Raw genomic sequence first — 14,943 nt, 5'->3', positions numbered from 1 at the left:
GGGAGCGAGTTTTTTTTTATATATCACCAGCCACCCCCCCCCCCCCGCCCCGCGCCCCCGCCCGCGCCCCCCCCCCCCCCCCCGGGGGCCCGCTTCATGCCGCTTCACCTCCCCGCAACAGGACTCCATGCGAAGTAACAGTCCAGAACTATGCATTCGAATGCATCTACTGTGACCGCCATCACGTTGCCGTGTATACGGATCGAGCACTAGCGTTCGAGGCCGACAACAGGCGGACGGTCGACTCGTTCCCACCGCCCACTCCCCCGCTCGAGGACGCTCACGGAGGTTTCGTCATGTCCGGTACCCCACTCCCCGGCCCGACCACGCACCACCGCCCGACCGGCCTGAACCCGGTAGCGGATCTCCCCAAGCCGCCCGGCCTGCACTGGAACATCCGGGCCGAACAGCCCATCGCCTACAGCGTCAGCATGGTGCGCGGACTGCTCGACCTCGACGACCCCACCCTCGCCCGCGCCGTCGGCGGCGGCCACGGCAGGCCCTTCCGCTGCCTGCTCGCGATCGACTCCGCCGTCGACGCGCTCTACCACGAGCGCTTCGCCGCGTACTTCGACCGCTGGCTGATCGACGCGACCTGGCAGGTCGTCCAGGGCGACGAGGACGCCAAGTCCCTGGAGCAGGCCGTCCTCGTCACCGAGGCCATGTCCCGGATGGGCATCCTGCGCCGCGCCGAGAAGGTCGTCGCCGTCGGCGGCGGCGTCGTCCTCGACATCGTCGGCTTCGCGGCGAGCATGTACCGCCGCGGCGTGCCCTACATCCGCGTCCCCACCACGCTGGTCGGCCAGATCGACGCCGGCATCGGAGTGAAGACCGGAATCAACCACGGCCACCACAAGAACCGCCTGGGCGCCTACTTCGCCCCCGAACTCGCCCTGATCGACCCGCACTTCCTGCGCACCATCGACCCCCGGCACGTCGCCAACGGCATCGCCGAGGTGATCAAGATGGCGCTGGTCAAGGACGCCGTCCTGTTCGACCTGCTGGAGGCCACCGTCGGCGACATCACCCCCGAGACCCTGGGCGGCTGCGGCTCGGCGGTCAGCGAGGTGCTGTCCCGGGCCATCTCCGGGATGCTCGACGAACTGGAACCCAACCTCTGGGAACAGGTTTTGGAACGTTCCGTCGACTACGGCCACACGTTCAGCCCCTCCCTGGAACTGCGCGCCGACCCGCCCCTGCTGCACGGCGAGGCCGTCGCCGTCGACATGGCCATCTGCCTCGCCCTCGCCCACCTCCGCGGCCACCTCTCCGCGCACGACACCGACCGGGCGCTGAGACTCCTCCAGGGCTTCCGACTCCCCGTCGCCCACCCGATCTTCACCCAGGAGCTGCTGGAGGAGGCGCTCGCCGACGCGGTCAAGCACCGGGACGGCCTCCAGCGCGTCCCGCTCACCCGGGGCATCGGCTCCGTCGTCTTCGCCAACGACCTCACCCCGGCGGAGCTCGGCCGGGCCCTGGAGTTCATCGGCGCCTGGACGACGGATGCGCGGGCCGAGCTCGTCGGCGCGGCGGTATGAGCGCGGGCACCGTGCCCCAGGCCTCGCCGGACGCCTCTCCGGACACCTCGCCGGGCGGCGGCCGGGACACTCTGCCGGACGCCTCGCCGGGCGGCCAGGCGCCTGCGGACATCACCGTCTTCGACGTCGGCGGCACCCACATCCGCCGGGCCGTCTGGCAGCGCCGGGGCGGGCTGGGGACCCGCACCACGCACCCCTCCCCCAGCTTCAAGCGCTTCCCCTCGGCCACCGTCGCCGAGCTCCAGGACATGATGGTCCGCCAGCTGTGCGCCGGCGTGCCGCACACCCCGGCCCCCGTCGTCGGCATCTCCTTCGGCGCGGCCCTCGACCACCGCTCCGGGCTCGTCTACGCCTCCGCCCCGCTGTGGGGCGAGCACAGCGAGCCGTACGACCTGCGGGCCGCGCTGACCGCCCGGCGCCCGGACGTCCGGTGGCACATCGTCAACGACGTCACCGCCGCGCTGCTGCACGCCGCCGCGGCCGCCGAGCGCAGTGGCCACCGCAAGGTCCTGCTGGCGACCATCAGTTCCGGCATCGCCTGCCGGGTGCTCGACCAGCGGCAGCGCCGGATCCCGGTCGACGACAGCGGACTGCAGGGCGAGATCGGCCACCTACCGGTGCACGCCGAACTCCTGCGCAGCACAGTCGAGTTGACCTGCGACTGCGGCCGGCCCGGCCACCTCGCCGCCTACGCCTCCGGCCCCGGCATCGCCCGGCTGGCCGACACCCTCGCCCACCGGGAGCCCGCCCGTTGGGCGGCCTCCCGGCTCGGCCGGCTCACCGCCGGCGGCACCGCCTTCGAGACGGCACTGCGCCGGGCCCTGGACGAGCAGGACGAGCAGGACGGGACCGGCGCGCAGCGTGCCCAGGACGGGAGGGACGGGCAGGACGGACGCCCCGGGCCGGACACGCTCGCCGCCGACCTGCTCGACGCCGCGACCGCCCCCGTCGCGGCCGTCCTGCGCACCGCGCTCTGCCTCGACCCCGAGCTGGACGAGGTGGTGCTGACCGGCGGCGTCGTCCACGGCCTCGGCCACCACTACCGGCGCGCCCTGCTGGGCCACCTCACCCGCGAGGGCCTCTACCTGACCAGCGACCGCACCCCCGACTGGCTGCACCGGCGGATCACCGTCACCGCCCCCGGCGAGGCCGACAGCCTCGCCGGGGCCGGGATCGCGGCCGGAGCCGGAGTGTCGACATGACGACGGCCGAGCGCGTCCCCAGCCACCGCGCGCTGGTCCGCGAGCCCGGCGGCGTACGGCTGCGGCTGCGTCCCACCCAGGCCCCCGCCCCGGGCGAACTCCTCGTCGCCACCCAGGTCGCCGGGCTGTGCGGGACGGACATCCAGATGCTGCGCGGGCTGCGCGACGACCCGGCGCCGGTGATCGGCCACGAGGGCATCGCCCGGGTGGTCGCCGCCGGCCCGGGCGTCCCCGCCGCCCTGCGCCGCCCGGGCACCCCGGTGGTGGTCAACCCGACCCACCGGACGGACCCGTCCTTCCTGCTCGGGCACAACGTCGACGGCCTGCTCCAGGAACGCACCCTGATCCCGGCGACGGCCGTCCGGGACGGCCTGGTGGTGCCGCTGGCGCAGGAGCCCGACCCGGTGCTCGGCGCCCTGATCGAGCCGTTGGCCGCCGTCCGGTACGCCCTCGGCCTGCTGGCCGCCGGCCGTCCCCGGACCCTGGTGGTGTACGGCGACGGGACGATCGGGCAGCTCGCCGTCCGGGCCGCCCGCCGCCGGCTCGGCGCCGACGTCCGCGTCCTGCTCGTCCACCACACCCCGGACGGGCTGGCCTGGAGCGCTGAACGGGCCTTCCCCGGAGCGGAGTTGACGCTCAACCCGGTGCCCCCGGTGGGCTCCGGGCCGGTCGCGGCCCTGCTCGCGACCCCGCGCGACGGGACCCTCGCCGCGCTCGCCGCCGCCCTGCGGCTCGGCGGCCCCGGACTCTCGGACCACCTCGACGACGACGCGACCGGCGACCTGACCGTCGACCTGTTCGGCGGCCTCCCGCCCGGCGCCGCCGTCACCGAACTGCCCGGCGTCGACCTGGCCGCCGTCCGGGCCGCCAACTGCGCCGGGCACCCCGTCCCGTACGCCTTCACCACCACCCGCACCGCCGACGGCCGACGCGTCCGGCTGACCGGCCACCGCGGCGTGGGCAACGACCACCTCGCCGAGGCCGCCGCCGAGCTGTGCCACCACCCGGAGGCCTACCGCGACCTGGTGACGCACGTCGTCGGGCCGCCGGAGGCCGCCCGGATCATGACCGGGCTCTCGGCCGGCGGCGGACGCAGCGTCGCCGGGAGCCGGCTCGTCAAACTCGCGGTGCGCTTCGCCCCGGCGCCGCCCACACCCCTGGAGGCCCAGTGACCGCGCCCGACCGCACCCGCCGCCGCGCCCTGGTCGTCGGCGGGTCCACCGGCATCGGCCGTGGCGTCGCGGACGCCTGGGCCGATGCCGGGCTGGACGTCACCGTGCTCAGCCGCTCGCGCCCGGCCGGCCCCGGGGCCGAGCGGCTGCGCTGGGCGGCCACCGACCTGACCGACACCGACCGGGTCGCCGAGAACCTGTCCCTGGCCGGCGCCGAACCGCTGCACGCCGTCTGCTACTCGGCCGTCCACTACGGCGACCGGCGGACCCTCTTCCGCGAGTGCACCGAGGCCGAGTGGCGCCGCCAACTCGACGTCAACCTGCACGGCCTCTGGCTCACCCTCTCCTGGACCGTCCCGGCCCTGCGCCGCCCCGACCGCCCCGGGGTGTTCCTCGGCATCTCCTCCGAGGTCGTCTACAACGCCGGGCCGGGCCGCTCCGGCTACGCCGCCACCAAGGCGGGCGCCGCCGCCCTGCTCGACTCCGTCGCCCAGGAGGAGGCCGCCGAACCGCCGGGCACCGAGGCGCTGCGGATCGTCCAGGCCCTGCCCGCCGGCATGGTCGACACCCCCGGGATCCGGCGCCGGCGCCCCGACGGCTTCGACTACACCGCGTACATGCGCCCGGCGAGCTTCGCCCCGCTGGCCCGCGAGCTCGCGGCGACGGCCGGCGCCGGACTGCACGGCGCCCACCTGGTGGTGGACCCCGAGGGCGGCTGGCGCCCGGTCGGCGAGGGGCTGCCGCTCTCCCAGAGCCGCCCCGTCCCGGCCACCGCCACCGCCACCGCGAGGGCCGCCGCCGGCGCCGCCTCGTGACCGCCGCCCCGCTCCTCGGGCTGGCCGGCTGGCGCCTGCCCGGCGACCACCTCGACGCGGTCCGGCTCACCCACCGGGCCGGCGCCGACGGCCTCCAGCTCGACCTCGGCGGCCCCGGCCGCGGGCCGTGGCTCGACGCGCCGGGCACCGTCGAGCGGATCCTGGAGCACTGCGCCCGGCTCCGGGTCCGACCGCTCGCCGTCGCGGGCAACACCCTCAACGACATCGGCCTGCACGCCCCGCCGGGCGGCCGGGACGCGCTGCGCGTCCGACGCGTCCTGATCCGGGTGCTGGACGCCGCCCACGCCCTCGGCGCCCCGCTGGCCTTCGTCCCCAGCTTCCGCCGCAGCGCCGTCACCGACCGCGCGGAACTGGACCGCACGGCCGCCGTACTGGCCTGGGCGGCGGCGGAGGCCCGGGCCCGCGGGCTGCTGCTGGCCAACGAGAACGACCTCGACCCGGCGCGCGCCCGCCGCCTGGTCGACCAGGTCGCGGCGGACGGCTTCCGGCTGCTGCTGGACACCTACAACCCGCGGGTCGCCGGGGTCGACGCGGTGGCCCTGGTCGAGGCCGTCCACCCCTGGCTCGCGCCCCACGTCCACCTCAAGGACGGCACCGGCGGCGTGGTGGCGCGGGACCTCCTCGGCGACGGGGACGGCCCGGTCCGGGAGTCCCTCGCCGCCCTCGCCGCGCACGGGTTCCGGCCCGAGGCGCTGGTCCTGGAGAACGACCACCGCGACGGCGACCCCGTCCGCCTCGCCCTCGACCTCGAACGCGCCCGCGACCTCGCCCGCACCCACCAGCCGTCCGCCCCCCACCAGCCGTCCGTCCCCCACGAGCCGTCCGCCTCCCGCCCCTGAGGAGCCCCCGTGCCCCAAGCGCCGAACCTCCCGGCCGAGTACGCCACCACCACCCTGCGGGACGGCGTGGTGAGCCTCGGCACCCGCCCCTTCCCCCACGACGCGCTCCGCGCCGACACCGTCCTCATCAAGCCCCACCACCTGGGCATCTGCCGCGCCGACGCCAAGGAGGTCGTCGGCTCGCGCGACGTCCCCGAGGACCGCGGCCCGCTCTTCGGCCACGAACTCGTCGGCACCGTCGCCTTCGCCGGCGCCCGGACCGGCTTCCGGGAGGGCGAACTCGTCACCCTCAACCCCAACATCACCCCCACCCGCACCACCGGCTTCGCCGAGTACGTCTTCGTCCACGGCACGGAGGCGCAGCTGGACCAGGCCGTGGTGCGCGTCCCCGAGACCGGCATCCGGGACGCCGTCTGGATGCCCGAGCCCTTCGCCTGCATCGTGCACGCGCTCCGCAGACTGCTCGAACTCACCGCTCTCACCGACCTCCGGGGCCGGCGCGTCGCCGTCCTCGGCGCCGGCTGCGCCGGCCTCACCTTCGCCCTGTACGCCCGCCACCTGGGCGCCTCGCCCACCGTCTTCAACCGCGGCGAGGCCCGGCGCGCCTTCGCCCGGCAGCAGGGCCTGCTCGCCGCCGAGGAGATCCACCCGCTGACCGACGCCAAGGCGCCGCAGCACCAGGACCGGTACCACGTGGTGATCGTGGCGACCACCGTATCGACCACCGAACTCCTGGACACCGCCAGCGACTTGGCCGCCGACGGCGCCGTCCTCTTCGTCTACGGCGGCACCCGCCGGGGCGACACCTACCCGCCCGGCCGGGCCGACGTCGACACCATCCGCCGCGCGGAGCTCATCGAGCCGGTCGAGCACCACGGCAAGCGGCTGCACCTCGCCGGCGCCTACGGCTGCCACCGCGAGGACTACGAGGAGGGCTTCCGGCTGCGCGCCGAACACCCGCTCGCCTTCCCCCTGGAGAAGCTGACCTCCCTGCGGATCGGCCTGGACGACTTCCCGCGCCGGGTGACCGACATCGCCGCCGAACGGGAGGACCACCCCGGCAAGGTGATCATCGACCTCGCGCCCTGACCCCGACCGGACGGGCGCGCGCACCGGCTTCGCACCCGGGGCCGGTGTACGCCTGGTGGCGTGACGCGGGGATCCGGCACCGCGTCGGACGGGCGCGGCGGGAAGCCGATCGGACACGATCCTCCCTGTCCCACCAGGCGATCCCGAGGAGCCGGCATGGCGGCGGAGCAGACCGCACCGATGACACCCCAAGTGGCGATGACCCTCGCCGCGATCGCGGCGACCGCCGCCACCCCGCGCCCGTCCGGGGAGACGGTGCCGGAGCAGTTGAACCGGGTGTTCCTGGGCATCACCCGGCAGTTGGCCGACACCGACCTCGCCACCGGCGCCGACTGGAGCCTCCGGTGGCTGGCGCTGGCCCCCGACAACGCCAACCTGGCGTACCTGGCGGCCGACCCCTCCTCCAGCAGCTTCGCCGTGGTCCTCCGCGGCACGGTCGGCAACGTGACCGACCTGCTGGAGGACCTCGACGTCGGCACGGTGGTGCCGTTCACCGCCGTCGGCGCACCGTCCGCCCCGGTGTCCGTGTCCCAGGGCGCGATGGCGGCCTTCACCCAGGTCGTGTCCATGAGCAGCGGGGGCGTGACCCTGGTGCAGGCGCTCACCGAAGCCCTCGCCGGGGCCGCGCAGACCCCCACGGTGTACGTGATCGGCCACAGCCTCGGCGGCTGCATCGCCACCATGGTCGCGCCCTACCTCCAGGCACGGTCCTGGCCCGGCGCCACCCCGCAGTTCGGCCTCTGCACCTTCGCCGCCCCCACCGCCGGCGGCCCGGACTTCGCCGACTACGTCGACTCCCTGCCGTGGATCGTCAACGCGCGCTACTACAACCCCTACGACGTCGTGCCGCTCGCCTGGACCTCGCTCGACGACGCCGAGGGCTGGTACCCGACTCCCCCCGGACCGGCGGCGAACGACGAGGTGGACGCCGTCATCTCGGTGATCGCCGGTCTGCCCGGTCCCCACCCATACGCCCAGCCCGGCCAGGCCGTGCCCCTGGCCATCGACTACGGCCGGACCCACGACCCGGACTTCGTCAAGAGCTCACTCGCGGACTTCCTGGGCCAGGTCGCCTTCCAGCACGCCAACTCCACCTACCTGGGCCTGCTCGGCGCCCCCGACGTCCTGGCCGGCCCGGTGGTGCGGGCCCTCTCCACGAACTCCGGGGAGGGCGGCACCGCACTGGCCGTCGCCGGCAGCGGCTTCGGCCCGGGCGCGGCCGTCGACTTCGGCCCCGTCCCCGGCCAGGACCTCGCGGTCAGCGGCGACGGCCTCGCGATCAGCCTCCACGCGCCTCCCGGAGTCGGCGTGGTCGACGTCCGGGTCACCACCGAGCTGGGCACCTCGGCGGCCGTCCCCTTCGGCCGGTTCGCCTACGGCGGCCCCCCACCGGTGATCACCACCGGCCTCTTCCCGGCCACCGGCCCCGAGGGCACCTCGGTGACCGTCACCGGCGTCAACTTCGGCGCCGACGCCCAGGTGTTCTTCGGTACCAACCCCGCGGCGTCGCCGCAGGTCCAGCCGCCCTACGAGATCGTCGTCGACGCGCCCGCCCCGAGCACCGGCTTCGGCAGGCCCAGCACCGTCAACGTGACCGTGGTGTCCAACGGCTACTCGTCCCCGGCCGGGCCGGCCAACGAGTTCACCTACCTGAAATCGTCCCCGGAGTCATGACGGCCGAGTCATGACCGCCGAGTCATGACCGCCGAGCCCTGATCACCCCGCCGGCGGCCTGGTCGCCGGCGGCTGCCCGTCCTCCCGCACCCAGGCGCCGACACCCAGCCGCCCGGTGGTGCCCAGGTCCAGCTCCGGCACGACCGTCACCGGCGCGGCGCCCGGCATCACCCGGACCCGCACGTACGGGGCGTTCACCGCGTCGCCCGCGCCCGCCTCGGTGGTGTTGCGCCACGCCAGCGTGGACCGTGCCCCCTCGCCCGGCTTCAACGCGAGCGGCCGCGGCGGGTCGTCCGCCCCGGTGCCGCTCGCGATCTGCGCACCCCCGTGCAGGAGCCGCACGCCGTCGACCGGCCGGTGCCCCACGTCGAGGAGTTGGAGGTCCGGGTAGCCGTTGAGGTTCACCGTGGCCGTCCCGCAGTTGCGCAGGTGCAGCGCCACCACCCGCAACCCCATCGCCGCATCCCCGTCGTCCGCGCTCACCCGCACCCCGGAGGCCGGGCACGGCCCGTCCGGGCGCGAGGCCTCGGCGCTCGGCACGCTCCGCACCTTGACGACCGTCAGCACCGAGCCCTTCCCGTCCAGTTCCACCCGCCCCTTCCCGGTCGCCCCCGGTGCGAGATCCCTGACCGTCCTCGTCTCGTTGCCCAGCACACCCCCGGCCGCCCCCGACCGGCCGAACACCACCGTCACATCGGCCGCCTCCGCGCCCGGGTTGGTCACCTCGTACTCCGCACAGGCCGCACTCGCCGCCGTGATCCGCACCCCGTCCTTCGCCACCGGCCCCGGCGAGGCCGACGCCACCCCGCACGGCCCCGCACTGCCGGAGCCGGCGACCGAAGGCCCCCCGCCCTCCCCGCCCGCCCCGGCCACCTGGCTCCCGCACCCCGCGAGCAGCACCACCGCCGCCGCCACCGCACCCACCGCACCGACCCCGCGCCTCACCGGCACCACCCCACCCGTCCCGAACTCACCCATCCGACCATCCGATCACGAACCACCCCACCCCACCGTGACCGCCGTCACTCCCCCTGCAACAGCCCCGCAACGCCGCCGCCGGTGGAGGATGATCTCCGGATGCCGGAACCCAGCCCTGCCCTCGAACGACTGGTCGCCAACGAGAACAGCTTGAGCGACCTGCTGGCCTTCCTGTTCGAGCGCGATCCCCAGCCCCTGATCGACCTGCTCGGCCTCGCCCCCGGCCCGTACCGGTGTCGACGCGAGGTCAAACAGCCTGCCGGCCGCCTGGACCTCGTGGTGTACCGGCGGTCGGACGACCGTCCCGTGGCCGTGCTGGAGATGAAGGGCGCCTCCGACGAGCACGGCGATCAGTTGAACCGCTACCGGGCCTGGGCCGAAACCCTCGACCCCGTACCGGCCCTGTTCTACTGCACCTTCGACGCCGCCCGGCCCACCGAGCCGTGGCGATCGCTGCGCCTCGTCACGCTCTTCCAGGCGTGGCACTCGGCCGCGGATCCGCACGCCGCGTGGCTCGCGCACGGGACCACCGACGTCCTGCACAGCTGGGAAACGGAGGCCGACGGTGCGATCGGGAGTTCCTCCGGCTGGTACGTGCCGGACGTGGTGAGCCGTCGTACGGCCCTCGCCCTCGACGACGCGCTGCGCCGCGACCATCCGGGCTCAGCCGAAGCGAGGGCCATGAGCACCAGCGGCGGCAACCCGATGGTGATGGCCTGGCGACACCACCCCTCCGGCTCCGACCACGCCTGGATCGCCGTGGACCTGCGCTGCCCCGGCCGTGGGATGCCCAGCCAGCCCTGGCTGTTCCGGCCGTGCGTCGACGTCCTCACCGGTGCCAGGCCGACGGTGGAAGCCGTGCTCGAAGCCCACGACCTGGCCGTGGAGCTGCAACCGGCGATGGCACTGTCCTCGATCCAGGAGGGCCTTCGCCGGCGGGGCCGTCCGGAACTGGCCGCGGCGCTCCGCGCCGACAAGCACGACGGCCTGAACGGCCCCGCCGATCCCGAGGTCCTGGCCGGCTGGCGCGACCGGCTCGCCAGCGGCGCGAGCACACCCCGGCTGCATCCGGTCTTCTTCCACGACCGGCAGCGGCGCCTGGCGACCCAGTTCCGGCTCGACGTCGGCTCGCTCACGCGGACCGACCTCGCGGACCTCACCCTCGCGGTTCTCGACCACCTCGTGGAACGGGCGGACGCTCTCCGGTCCGACCGGGCCGTCTCGGCTCACGCGACAACAGGGCCGCACGACTCAGGGGCAGGCGACCCAGGGGCGGGCGACTCAGGGGCGGGCGAGGATCTGCCGTAGTACGTCGAGGAGTTGGGTCGCTTCGGCGGCCGGGTGCGGGGCCTGCCAGGCGATGTGGCCGTCGGGGCGGACCAGGGTGGCGCCGGTGGGTGGGAGGGTGAGCGGCCGCGTCAGGTCGGCGGGGAGGAGGTGGAGGGTGACGGGGAGGCCGGCGGCCGTGGCGGTGTCGGCGTGGCGCTGCCAGGCGGCGTCGGCGGTGAGGAGGGCGAAGCCCGGGCCGACCAGGTCGAGGGTGGAGCCGGTGGGGAGCGGCAGGTGCGGGAGGCGGGTGCCGGGGGCGGGGTCGGGGTGGGCGCCGTCCGGGTCGAGGGGTGGGCGCGGCGCCGGGGTGGCGGGGAGGACGGCGGTGGAGGTGTAGGCCGCGGTGAGCAGCAGTTCGTCGTCCATCCGGTAGCTGGTGCGGGCACGGGAGTTGGCGAGGGAGATGTCGATGACCTGGCGGGCCACGGGGCGGCGTTCGGCCTCGTAGCTGTCGAGCAGCGCGTCGCCGGCCGTGCCGGCCGTGACGGCGGCCAGCTTCCAGGCCAGGTTGTCGGCGTCGCCGATGCCGGTGTTCATGCCGTGCCCGCCGGTCGGCGGCGTCACGTGGGCCGCGTCGCCGGCCAGGAGCACCCTGGACTTCCGGTAGCTGTCGGCGAGTTGGGCGTCCATCCGCCAGGTGGTGGTGTCCAGGACGGTCACGGCCAGGCCCGGCAGCCCGGCCGCTTCGCGGATCAGCCGGGCCAGCCGCGGGTGGTCGGCCCGCAGGGCGGTGGTGTCGTCGCGGCCGGGGTCGTACGGGTGCTGGTAGATCCAGCGCCGGTCGTTGTCGACGGCGAGGAAGCCGCCCCGGCCGGGCTCGGTGAGGAAGTAGGAGGCGCTGGCCCGGTCGGCGACGACCTCGCCGAGGGGCGCCTCGAAGCGGACGCCGAGGAAGTGGCCGAGGCCGGTCGGCCCGGCCATGGCGATCCCGGCGGCCGCGCGGACGGTGCTCGACGCGCCGTCGCAGCCGATCAGCCGGTCGGCGCGGACGGTGTGCCGCTCACCGCTGCCGCGATCCTCCAGGACGGCTTCCACGCCGTCGGCGTCCTCCGTGTACGCCACGAGCCGGGTCGCGAACCGGACGGCCTGCGGGGCGAGTTCCCGGGCGCTCCGGGCGAGGACGGCCTCCAGGGCGTCCTGGGAGCAGATCAGCCCGGGGGACGGGGTCCGCTCGGGGCCGTCCGGCACGGCGACCCCGGTGCGCACGAAGTCCGGGTCGACCAGGGTGCGGCCGCGGTAGAAGTACACCTGGGAGGGCGGGAGGCCGGCCCGCCGGATCTCCGGCTCCAGGCCGCAGCGCCGGAACACCTCCATCGAACGCGCCGACACGCCACGGGCCTTGGGGTGCCGGGAGGTGTCGGGGTGCGCCTCGACGAGCAGGTGGTCCACGCCGTGGCCGGACAGCAGGAGGGACAGCGTCAGGCCGACGGGGCCCGCGCCGACGATGAGCACGGAGGTCGTTGCCGGGAATCGCATGCCACTCCTTCGTAACGGCTATTCGAGATTTTTGACGTTACCATGGTGGCGGCAGAGAGCACCCAGGAGACGAGGACACCCCGACCCCATGCCCCGGACCCCCGACCCGACACCCGAAGCCCCCGGCCCCTCCCGAGGACCCGAGGACAACCCCCGCGGCCTCCACTTCCTCGCCGACCTCGCCAACACCGTCCGCGCGAACCCCGACACGGGCACCGCCGAACTCCAGGCCCTCCTGGACCGCCACGGCGGTCCGCCGTTCCACCTCACCGAGGCCGACGCCCGGGAACTGTGCGAGGCCACCGCCCCCGTGATCGCCGTCCTCGACACCGACGACCCCGACCACGCCGCCGAGGCGATCAACGCCCTCCTCGACCGCTACCCGCCCCGCCCGCACCTCGTCCGGCTCCCCGGCCGCCCCTGGTCCCTGCACACCCGGGCCCCCGCCGACGCCGGCCTCACCCACTGGCTGCTCTCCACCGCCGCCCTCGCCCTCGGCCTGTGGCTCAGCGAACGCGGCACCTGCGCCTGGGGCCGCTGCGCCGCCCCCGGCTGCGGCCGCCACTACATCGACACCGGCCGCCGCACCCCCCAGCGCTACTGCACCCCCCGCTGCGCCACCCGCGTCCGCGTCGCCACCCACCGGGCCACCCGACGGACCGGCGCCTGAGCCCGCGCATCAGGCCTGCGGGGGCGGGCAGGTATCAGGGGTCGTCCGGCTTCGGGGCGGGACGACCCGGCCCGGCCCCGGAGGCGGCCGGGAGGGCGTGGGAGGGACGGCGGGCATGGGCGAGCTGGACGGCAGGACGGCGCTGGTGACGGGTGGGTCCCGGGGGATCGGGCGGGCGGTCGCACGGCGGCTGGCCGAGGACGGGGCGCTGGTCGCGGTGCACTACGGCGGCAACGAGGAGGCCGCCGCGGAGACCGTGAAGCTGATCGAGGGGGCGGGCGGCCGGGCGTTCGCGGTACCGGCCCGGTTCGACCGGGGCGACGGGCCGGACCGGCTGTTCGAGGGCCTCACCGCCGGGTTGGCGGAGCGCGGTGAGGACGGCCTGGACATCCTGGTCAACAACGCGGGCGTGCACCTGGCCGGTTCGATCGGTGAGATCACCGAGGAGGACTTCGACCGGGTGATGGCGGTCAACGTCCGCGCGCCGCTCTTCGTGATCCAGCGGACCCTGCCGCTGCTGCGGGACGGCGGCCGGATCGTGAACGTGGCCTCGGCGGCCGCCCGGATCCCTCGCCGCTCCAGATCGGCTACACGGTCAGCAAGACGGCCCTGGAGGCGCTCGCCGCGCCGCTCGCCAACGACCTCGGCCGGCGCGGGATCACCGTCAACACCGTCAACCCGGGCGTGATCCTCACCGACATGACCTCCGCGTGGACCAGCGCCCACGAGGCGATGGCCGGGCTGGAGTCGATCACCGCCCTGGGCCGGATCGGCACGCCCGAGGACGTCGCGGACGTGGTCGGCTTCCTGGCGGGCCCGCACGGCCGCTGGGTGACCGGCCAGACCGTCGACGCCTCCGGCGGCACCTACCTGGGGCCGATCCCGCCGGGCGCGCCTCGCGCTGCCGAGACGGACGGGCCCGGTCCGGCGGAGGCCTGACGGGCCGCACGGGCCGGCACGACGACGTAGCGGGGGGCGCGGCGGGAACCGGAGGTCGGCCGGACGCGTGATCATGGGGCATGAGCACACATCTCCCCGAGGAGCCGGCGACCCCCGCGCTGGTCGTCGACGCCGATGTCATGGAGCGCAACATCGCCCGGATGAGCGCGGCGGCCCTCGACGGCGGCTTCGCGGTGCGCCCGCACGCCAAGACCCACAAGTGCCCGGAGATCGCGCGGCGCCAGCTCGACGCCGGTGCGGTGGGCCTGAGCGTGGCCACCGTCGGCGAGGCGGAGGTCTTCGCCGCGAACGGCGTGTCCGACCTCTTCATCGCCTACCCCCTGTGGGTCGACGACGCCAAGGCCCGTCGGCTGCGCGCCCTCGCGGACTCGGTCGCCCTGCGGGTGGGGGCGGACTCCGTGGAGGGTGTCCGGCGGCTGGGGCGGGCGCTGCGGGGAGCGGCGGCCCCGGTGCAGGTGATGATCGAGATCGACTCCGGCCACCACCGGACCGGAGTCGTTCCGGCCGACGCGACCGAGATCGGCCTCGCCGCCGTCGACGCCGGGCTGGAGGTGGCGGGCGTCTTCACCTTCCCCGGCCAGGGCTACGGCCACGACCCCCGCGCCCGCGAGCACGCGGCCCGCGACGAGGAACGGGCACTCGGCGAGGCCGCGGAGGCGCTGCGGGCCGTGGGCATCGCGGTGCCGGTGGTGAGCGGCGGGTCGACGCCGACGGCCGGGCAGTGGCGGTCCGGCGCGGTGAACGAACTGCGCCCGGGGGTGTACGTCTTCAACGACGCGACCCAGCTGGCCATCGGCAGCTGCACCGCGGACGACCTCGGGCTCTACGCACTCGCGACCGTGGTGAGCAGCCCGGGCCCCGGTCGTTTCGTACTCGACGCGGGCAGCAAGGTGCTGGGCTCCGACGCCTCGCCCTGGGTCCGCGGTCACGGCTACCTCCCGGACCACCCGGATGCGGTGGTGGCCTCCCTGTCCGAGCACCACGCCACCGTCGTGCTGCCCGAGGGCGGGCCCACTCCCCGCCTGGGCTCCCGGGTCGCCGTCGTCCCGGTCCACGTCTGCACGCCGGTGAACCTGGCCGACACCCTGGAGGTGGTCCGGGCCGGGGAGGTCGTCGACCGCTGGACGGTGGCCGCTCGGGGCGCCAACAGCTGAACGGCGGCTGACCGACGACCGGGCGG

Annotated in this window: 12 protein-coding genes and 1 pseudogene; 11 read left to right on the top strand and 2 right to left on the bottom strand. The window is 75.3% G+C overall.

Annotation, left to right across the window (positions count from 1 at the left end):
* The first annotated feature begins 296 nt into the window (after positions 1-296).
* From ACFWXO_RS09255 to ACFWXO_RS09225, 7 genes are all read left to right on the top strand, one after another.
* Positions 297-1,538, top strand: coding sequence for a sedoheptulose 7-phosphate cyclase (locus ACFWXO_RS09255; protein ID WP_380522968.1), 1,242 nt, complete (start codon positions 297-299; stop codon positions 1,536-1,538).
* A complete protein-coding gene (locus tag ACFWXO_RS09250) occupies positions 1,535-2,740 on the top strand; it encodes an ROK family protein (RefSeq protein WP_380522967.1) in 1,206 nt (401 codons plus the stop codon). The genes ACFWXO_RS09255 and ACFWXO_RS09250 overlap by 4 nt, the downstream gene beginning before the upstream one ends.
* Positions 2,737-3,912 (top strand): alcohol dehydrogenase catalytic domain-containing protein, encoded by a 1,176-nt coding sequence (locus tag ACFWXO_RS09245; protein WP_380522966.1) that lies wholly within the window; start codon positions 2,737-2,739, stop codon positions 3,910-3,912. Before ACFWXO_RS09250 ends, ACFWXO_RS09245 begins: the two co-directional genes overlap by 4 nt.
* Positions 3,909-4,727, top strand: a complete 819-nt coding sequence (locus ACFWXO_RS09240; RefSeq protein WP_380522965.1) for an SDR family NAD(P)-dependent oxidoreductase — start codon at positions 3,909-3,911, stop codon at positions 4,725-4,727. Before ACFWXO_RS09245 ends, ACFWXO_RS09240 begins: the two co-directional genes overlap by 4 nt.
* Positions 4,724-5,587, top strand: a complete 864-nt coding sequence (locus tag ACFWXO_RS09235; RefSeq protein ID WP_380522964.1) for a sugar phosphate isomerase/epimerase family protein — start codon at positions 4,724-4,726, stop codon at positions 5,585-5,587. The genes ACFWXO_RS09240 and ACFWXO_RS09235 overlap by 4 nt, the downstream gene beginning before the upstream one ends.
* A 9-nt stretch (positions 5,588-5,596) precedes the next feature.
* Entirely contained in the window at positions 5,597-6,676 is a 1,080-nt protein-coding gene (locus ACFWXO_RS09230; RefSeq protein ID WP_380522963.1) for an alcohol dehydrogenase catalytic domain-containing protein, read from the top strand.
* Positions 6,677-6,832: 156 nt separating this feature from the next.
* On the top strand, positions 6,833-8,350 hold the full coding sequence (locus tag ACFWXO_RS09225; RefSeq protein WP_380522962.1) for an IPT/TIG domain-containing protein: 1,518 nt from the start codon (positions 6,833-6,835) through the stop codon (positions 8,348-8,350).
* Between the two features lie 42 nt (positions 8,351-8,392).
* Here the strand turns inward: ACFWXO_RS09225 and ACFWXO_RS09220 are convergent, their stop codons facing one another.
* On the bottom strand, positions 8,393-9,328 hold the full coding sequence (locus ACFWXO_RS09220) for a DUF4232 domain-containing protein (protein ID WP_380522961.1): 936 nt from the start codon (positions 9,326-9,328) through the stop codon (positions 8,393-8,395).
* 99 nt (positions 9,329-9,427) lie between these two features.
* Here ACFWXO_RS09220 and ACFWXO_RS09215 point away from each other — a divergent pair, with 99 nt between their 5' ends.
* Positions 9,428-10,636, top strand: coding sequence for a hypothetical protein (locus tag ACFWXO_RS09215; protein WP_380522960.1), 1,209 nt, complete (start codon positions 9,428-9,430; stop codon positions 10,634-10,636).
* On the opposite strand, the gene ACFWXO_RS09210 is transcribed toward ACFWXO_RS09215, so the two are convergent.
* On the bottom strand, positions 10,610-12,133 hold the full coding sequence (locus ACFWXO_RS09210; protein ID WP_380522959.1) for an FAD-dependent monooxygenase: 1,524 nt from the start codon (positions 12,131-12,133) through the stop codon (positions 10,610-10,612). The two genes, ACFWXO_RS09215 and ACFWXO_RS09210, sit on opposite strands and share 27 nt — an antisense overlap.
* Positions 12,134-12,221: 88 nt before the next feature.
* Between ACFWXO_RS09210 and ACFWXO_RS09205 the strand changes: the two genes are divergently transcribed.
* The 3 genes and pseudogenes from ACFWXO_RS09205 to ACFWXO_RS09195 all read left to right on the top strand — a co-directional run bounded on the left by ACFWXO_RS09205 (position 12,222) and on the right by ACFWXO_RS09195 (position 14,917).
* A complete protein-coding gene (locus ACFWXO_RS09205; protein WP_380522958.1) occupies positions 12,222-12,803 on the top strand; it encodes a CGNR zinc finger domain-containing protein in 582 nt (193 codons plus the stop codon).
* 115 nt (positions 12,804-12,918) lie between these two features.
* Positions 12,919-13,742, top strand: a pseudogene (locus ACFWXO_RS09200) (SDR family oxidoreductase).
* 80 nt (positions 13,743-13,822) lie between these two features.
* Positions 13,823-14,917: an alanine racemase gene (locus ACFWXO_RS09195; RefSeq protein ID WP_380522957.1), complete on the top strand. Its 1,095-nt coding sequence runs from the start codon at positions 13,823-13,825 to the stop codon at positions 14,915-14,917.
* The last annotated feature ends 26 nt before the right edge of the window (positions 14,918-14,943 follow it).

The organism is Kitasatospora sp. NPDC059088, assembly GCF_042738155.1.
Lineage (GTDB): Bacteria > Actinomycetota > Actinomycetes > Streptomycetales > Streptomycetaceae > Kitasatospora.
The sequence above is the reverse complement of the archived record's forward strand: the minus strand, read 5'-3'. Positions and strand labels throughout refer to the sequence as shown.

What these genes read in the sequence shown, in the direction of transcription:
- ACFWXO_RS09255 (WP_380522968.1), top strand. Translation starts at nt 297, where the DNA reads ATGTCCGGTACCCCACTCCCCGGCCCGACCACGCACCACCGCCCGACC.
- ACFWXO_RS09245 (WP_380522966.1), top strand. Translation starts at nt 2,737, where the DNA reads ATGACGACGGCCGAGCGCGTCCCCAGCCACCGCGCGCTGGTCCGCGAG.
- ACFWXO_RS09210 (WP_380522959.1), bottom strand. Translation starts at nt 12,133, where the DNA reads ATGCGATTCCCGGCAACGACCTCCGTGCTCATCGTCGGCGCGGGCCCC.
- ACFWXO_RS09250 (WP_380522967.1), top strand. Translation starts at nt 1,535, where the DNA reads ATGAGCGCGGGCACCGTGCCCCAGGCCTCGCCGGACGCCTCTCCGGAC.
- ACFWXO_RS09225 (WP_380522962.1), top strand. Translation starts at nt 6,833, where the DNA reads ATGGCGGCGGAGCAGACCGCACCGATGACACCCCAAGTGGCGATGACC.
- ACFWXO_RS09205 (WP_380522958.1), top strand. Translation starts at nt 12,222, where the DNA reads ATGCCCCGGACCCCCGACCCGACACCCGAAGCCCCCGGCCCCTCCCGA.
- ACFWXO_RS09195 (WP_380522957.1), top strand. Translation starts at nt 13,823, where the DNA reads ATGAGCACACATCTCCCCGAGGAGCCGGCGACCCCCGCGCTGGTCGTC.
- ACFWXO_RS09220 (WP_380522961.1), bottom strand. Translation starts at nt 9,328, where the DNA reads ATGGGTGAGTTCGGGACGGGTGGGGTGGTGCCGGTGAGGCGCGGGGTC.
- ACFWXO_RS09215 (WP_380522960.1), top strand. Translation starts at nt 9,428, where the DNA reads ATGCCGGAACCCAGCCCTGCCCTCGAACGACTGGTCGCCAACGAGAAC.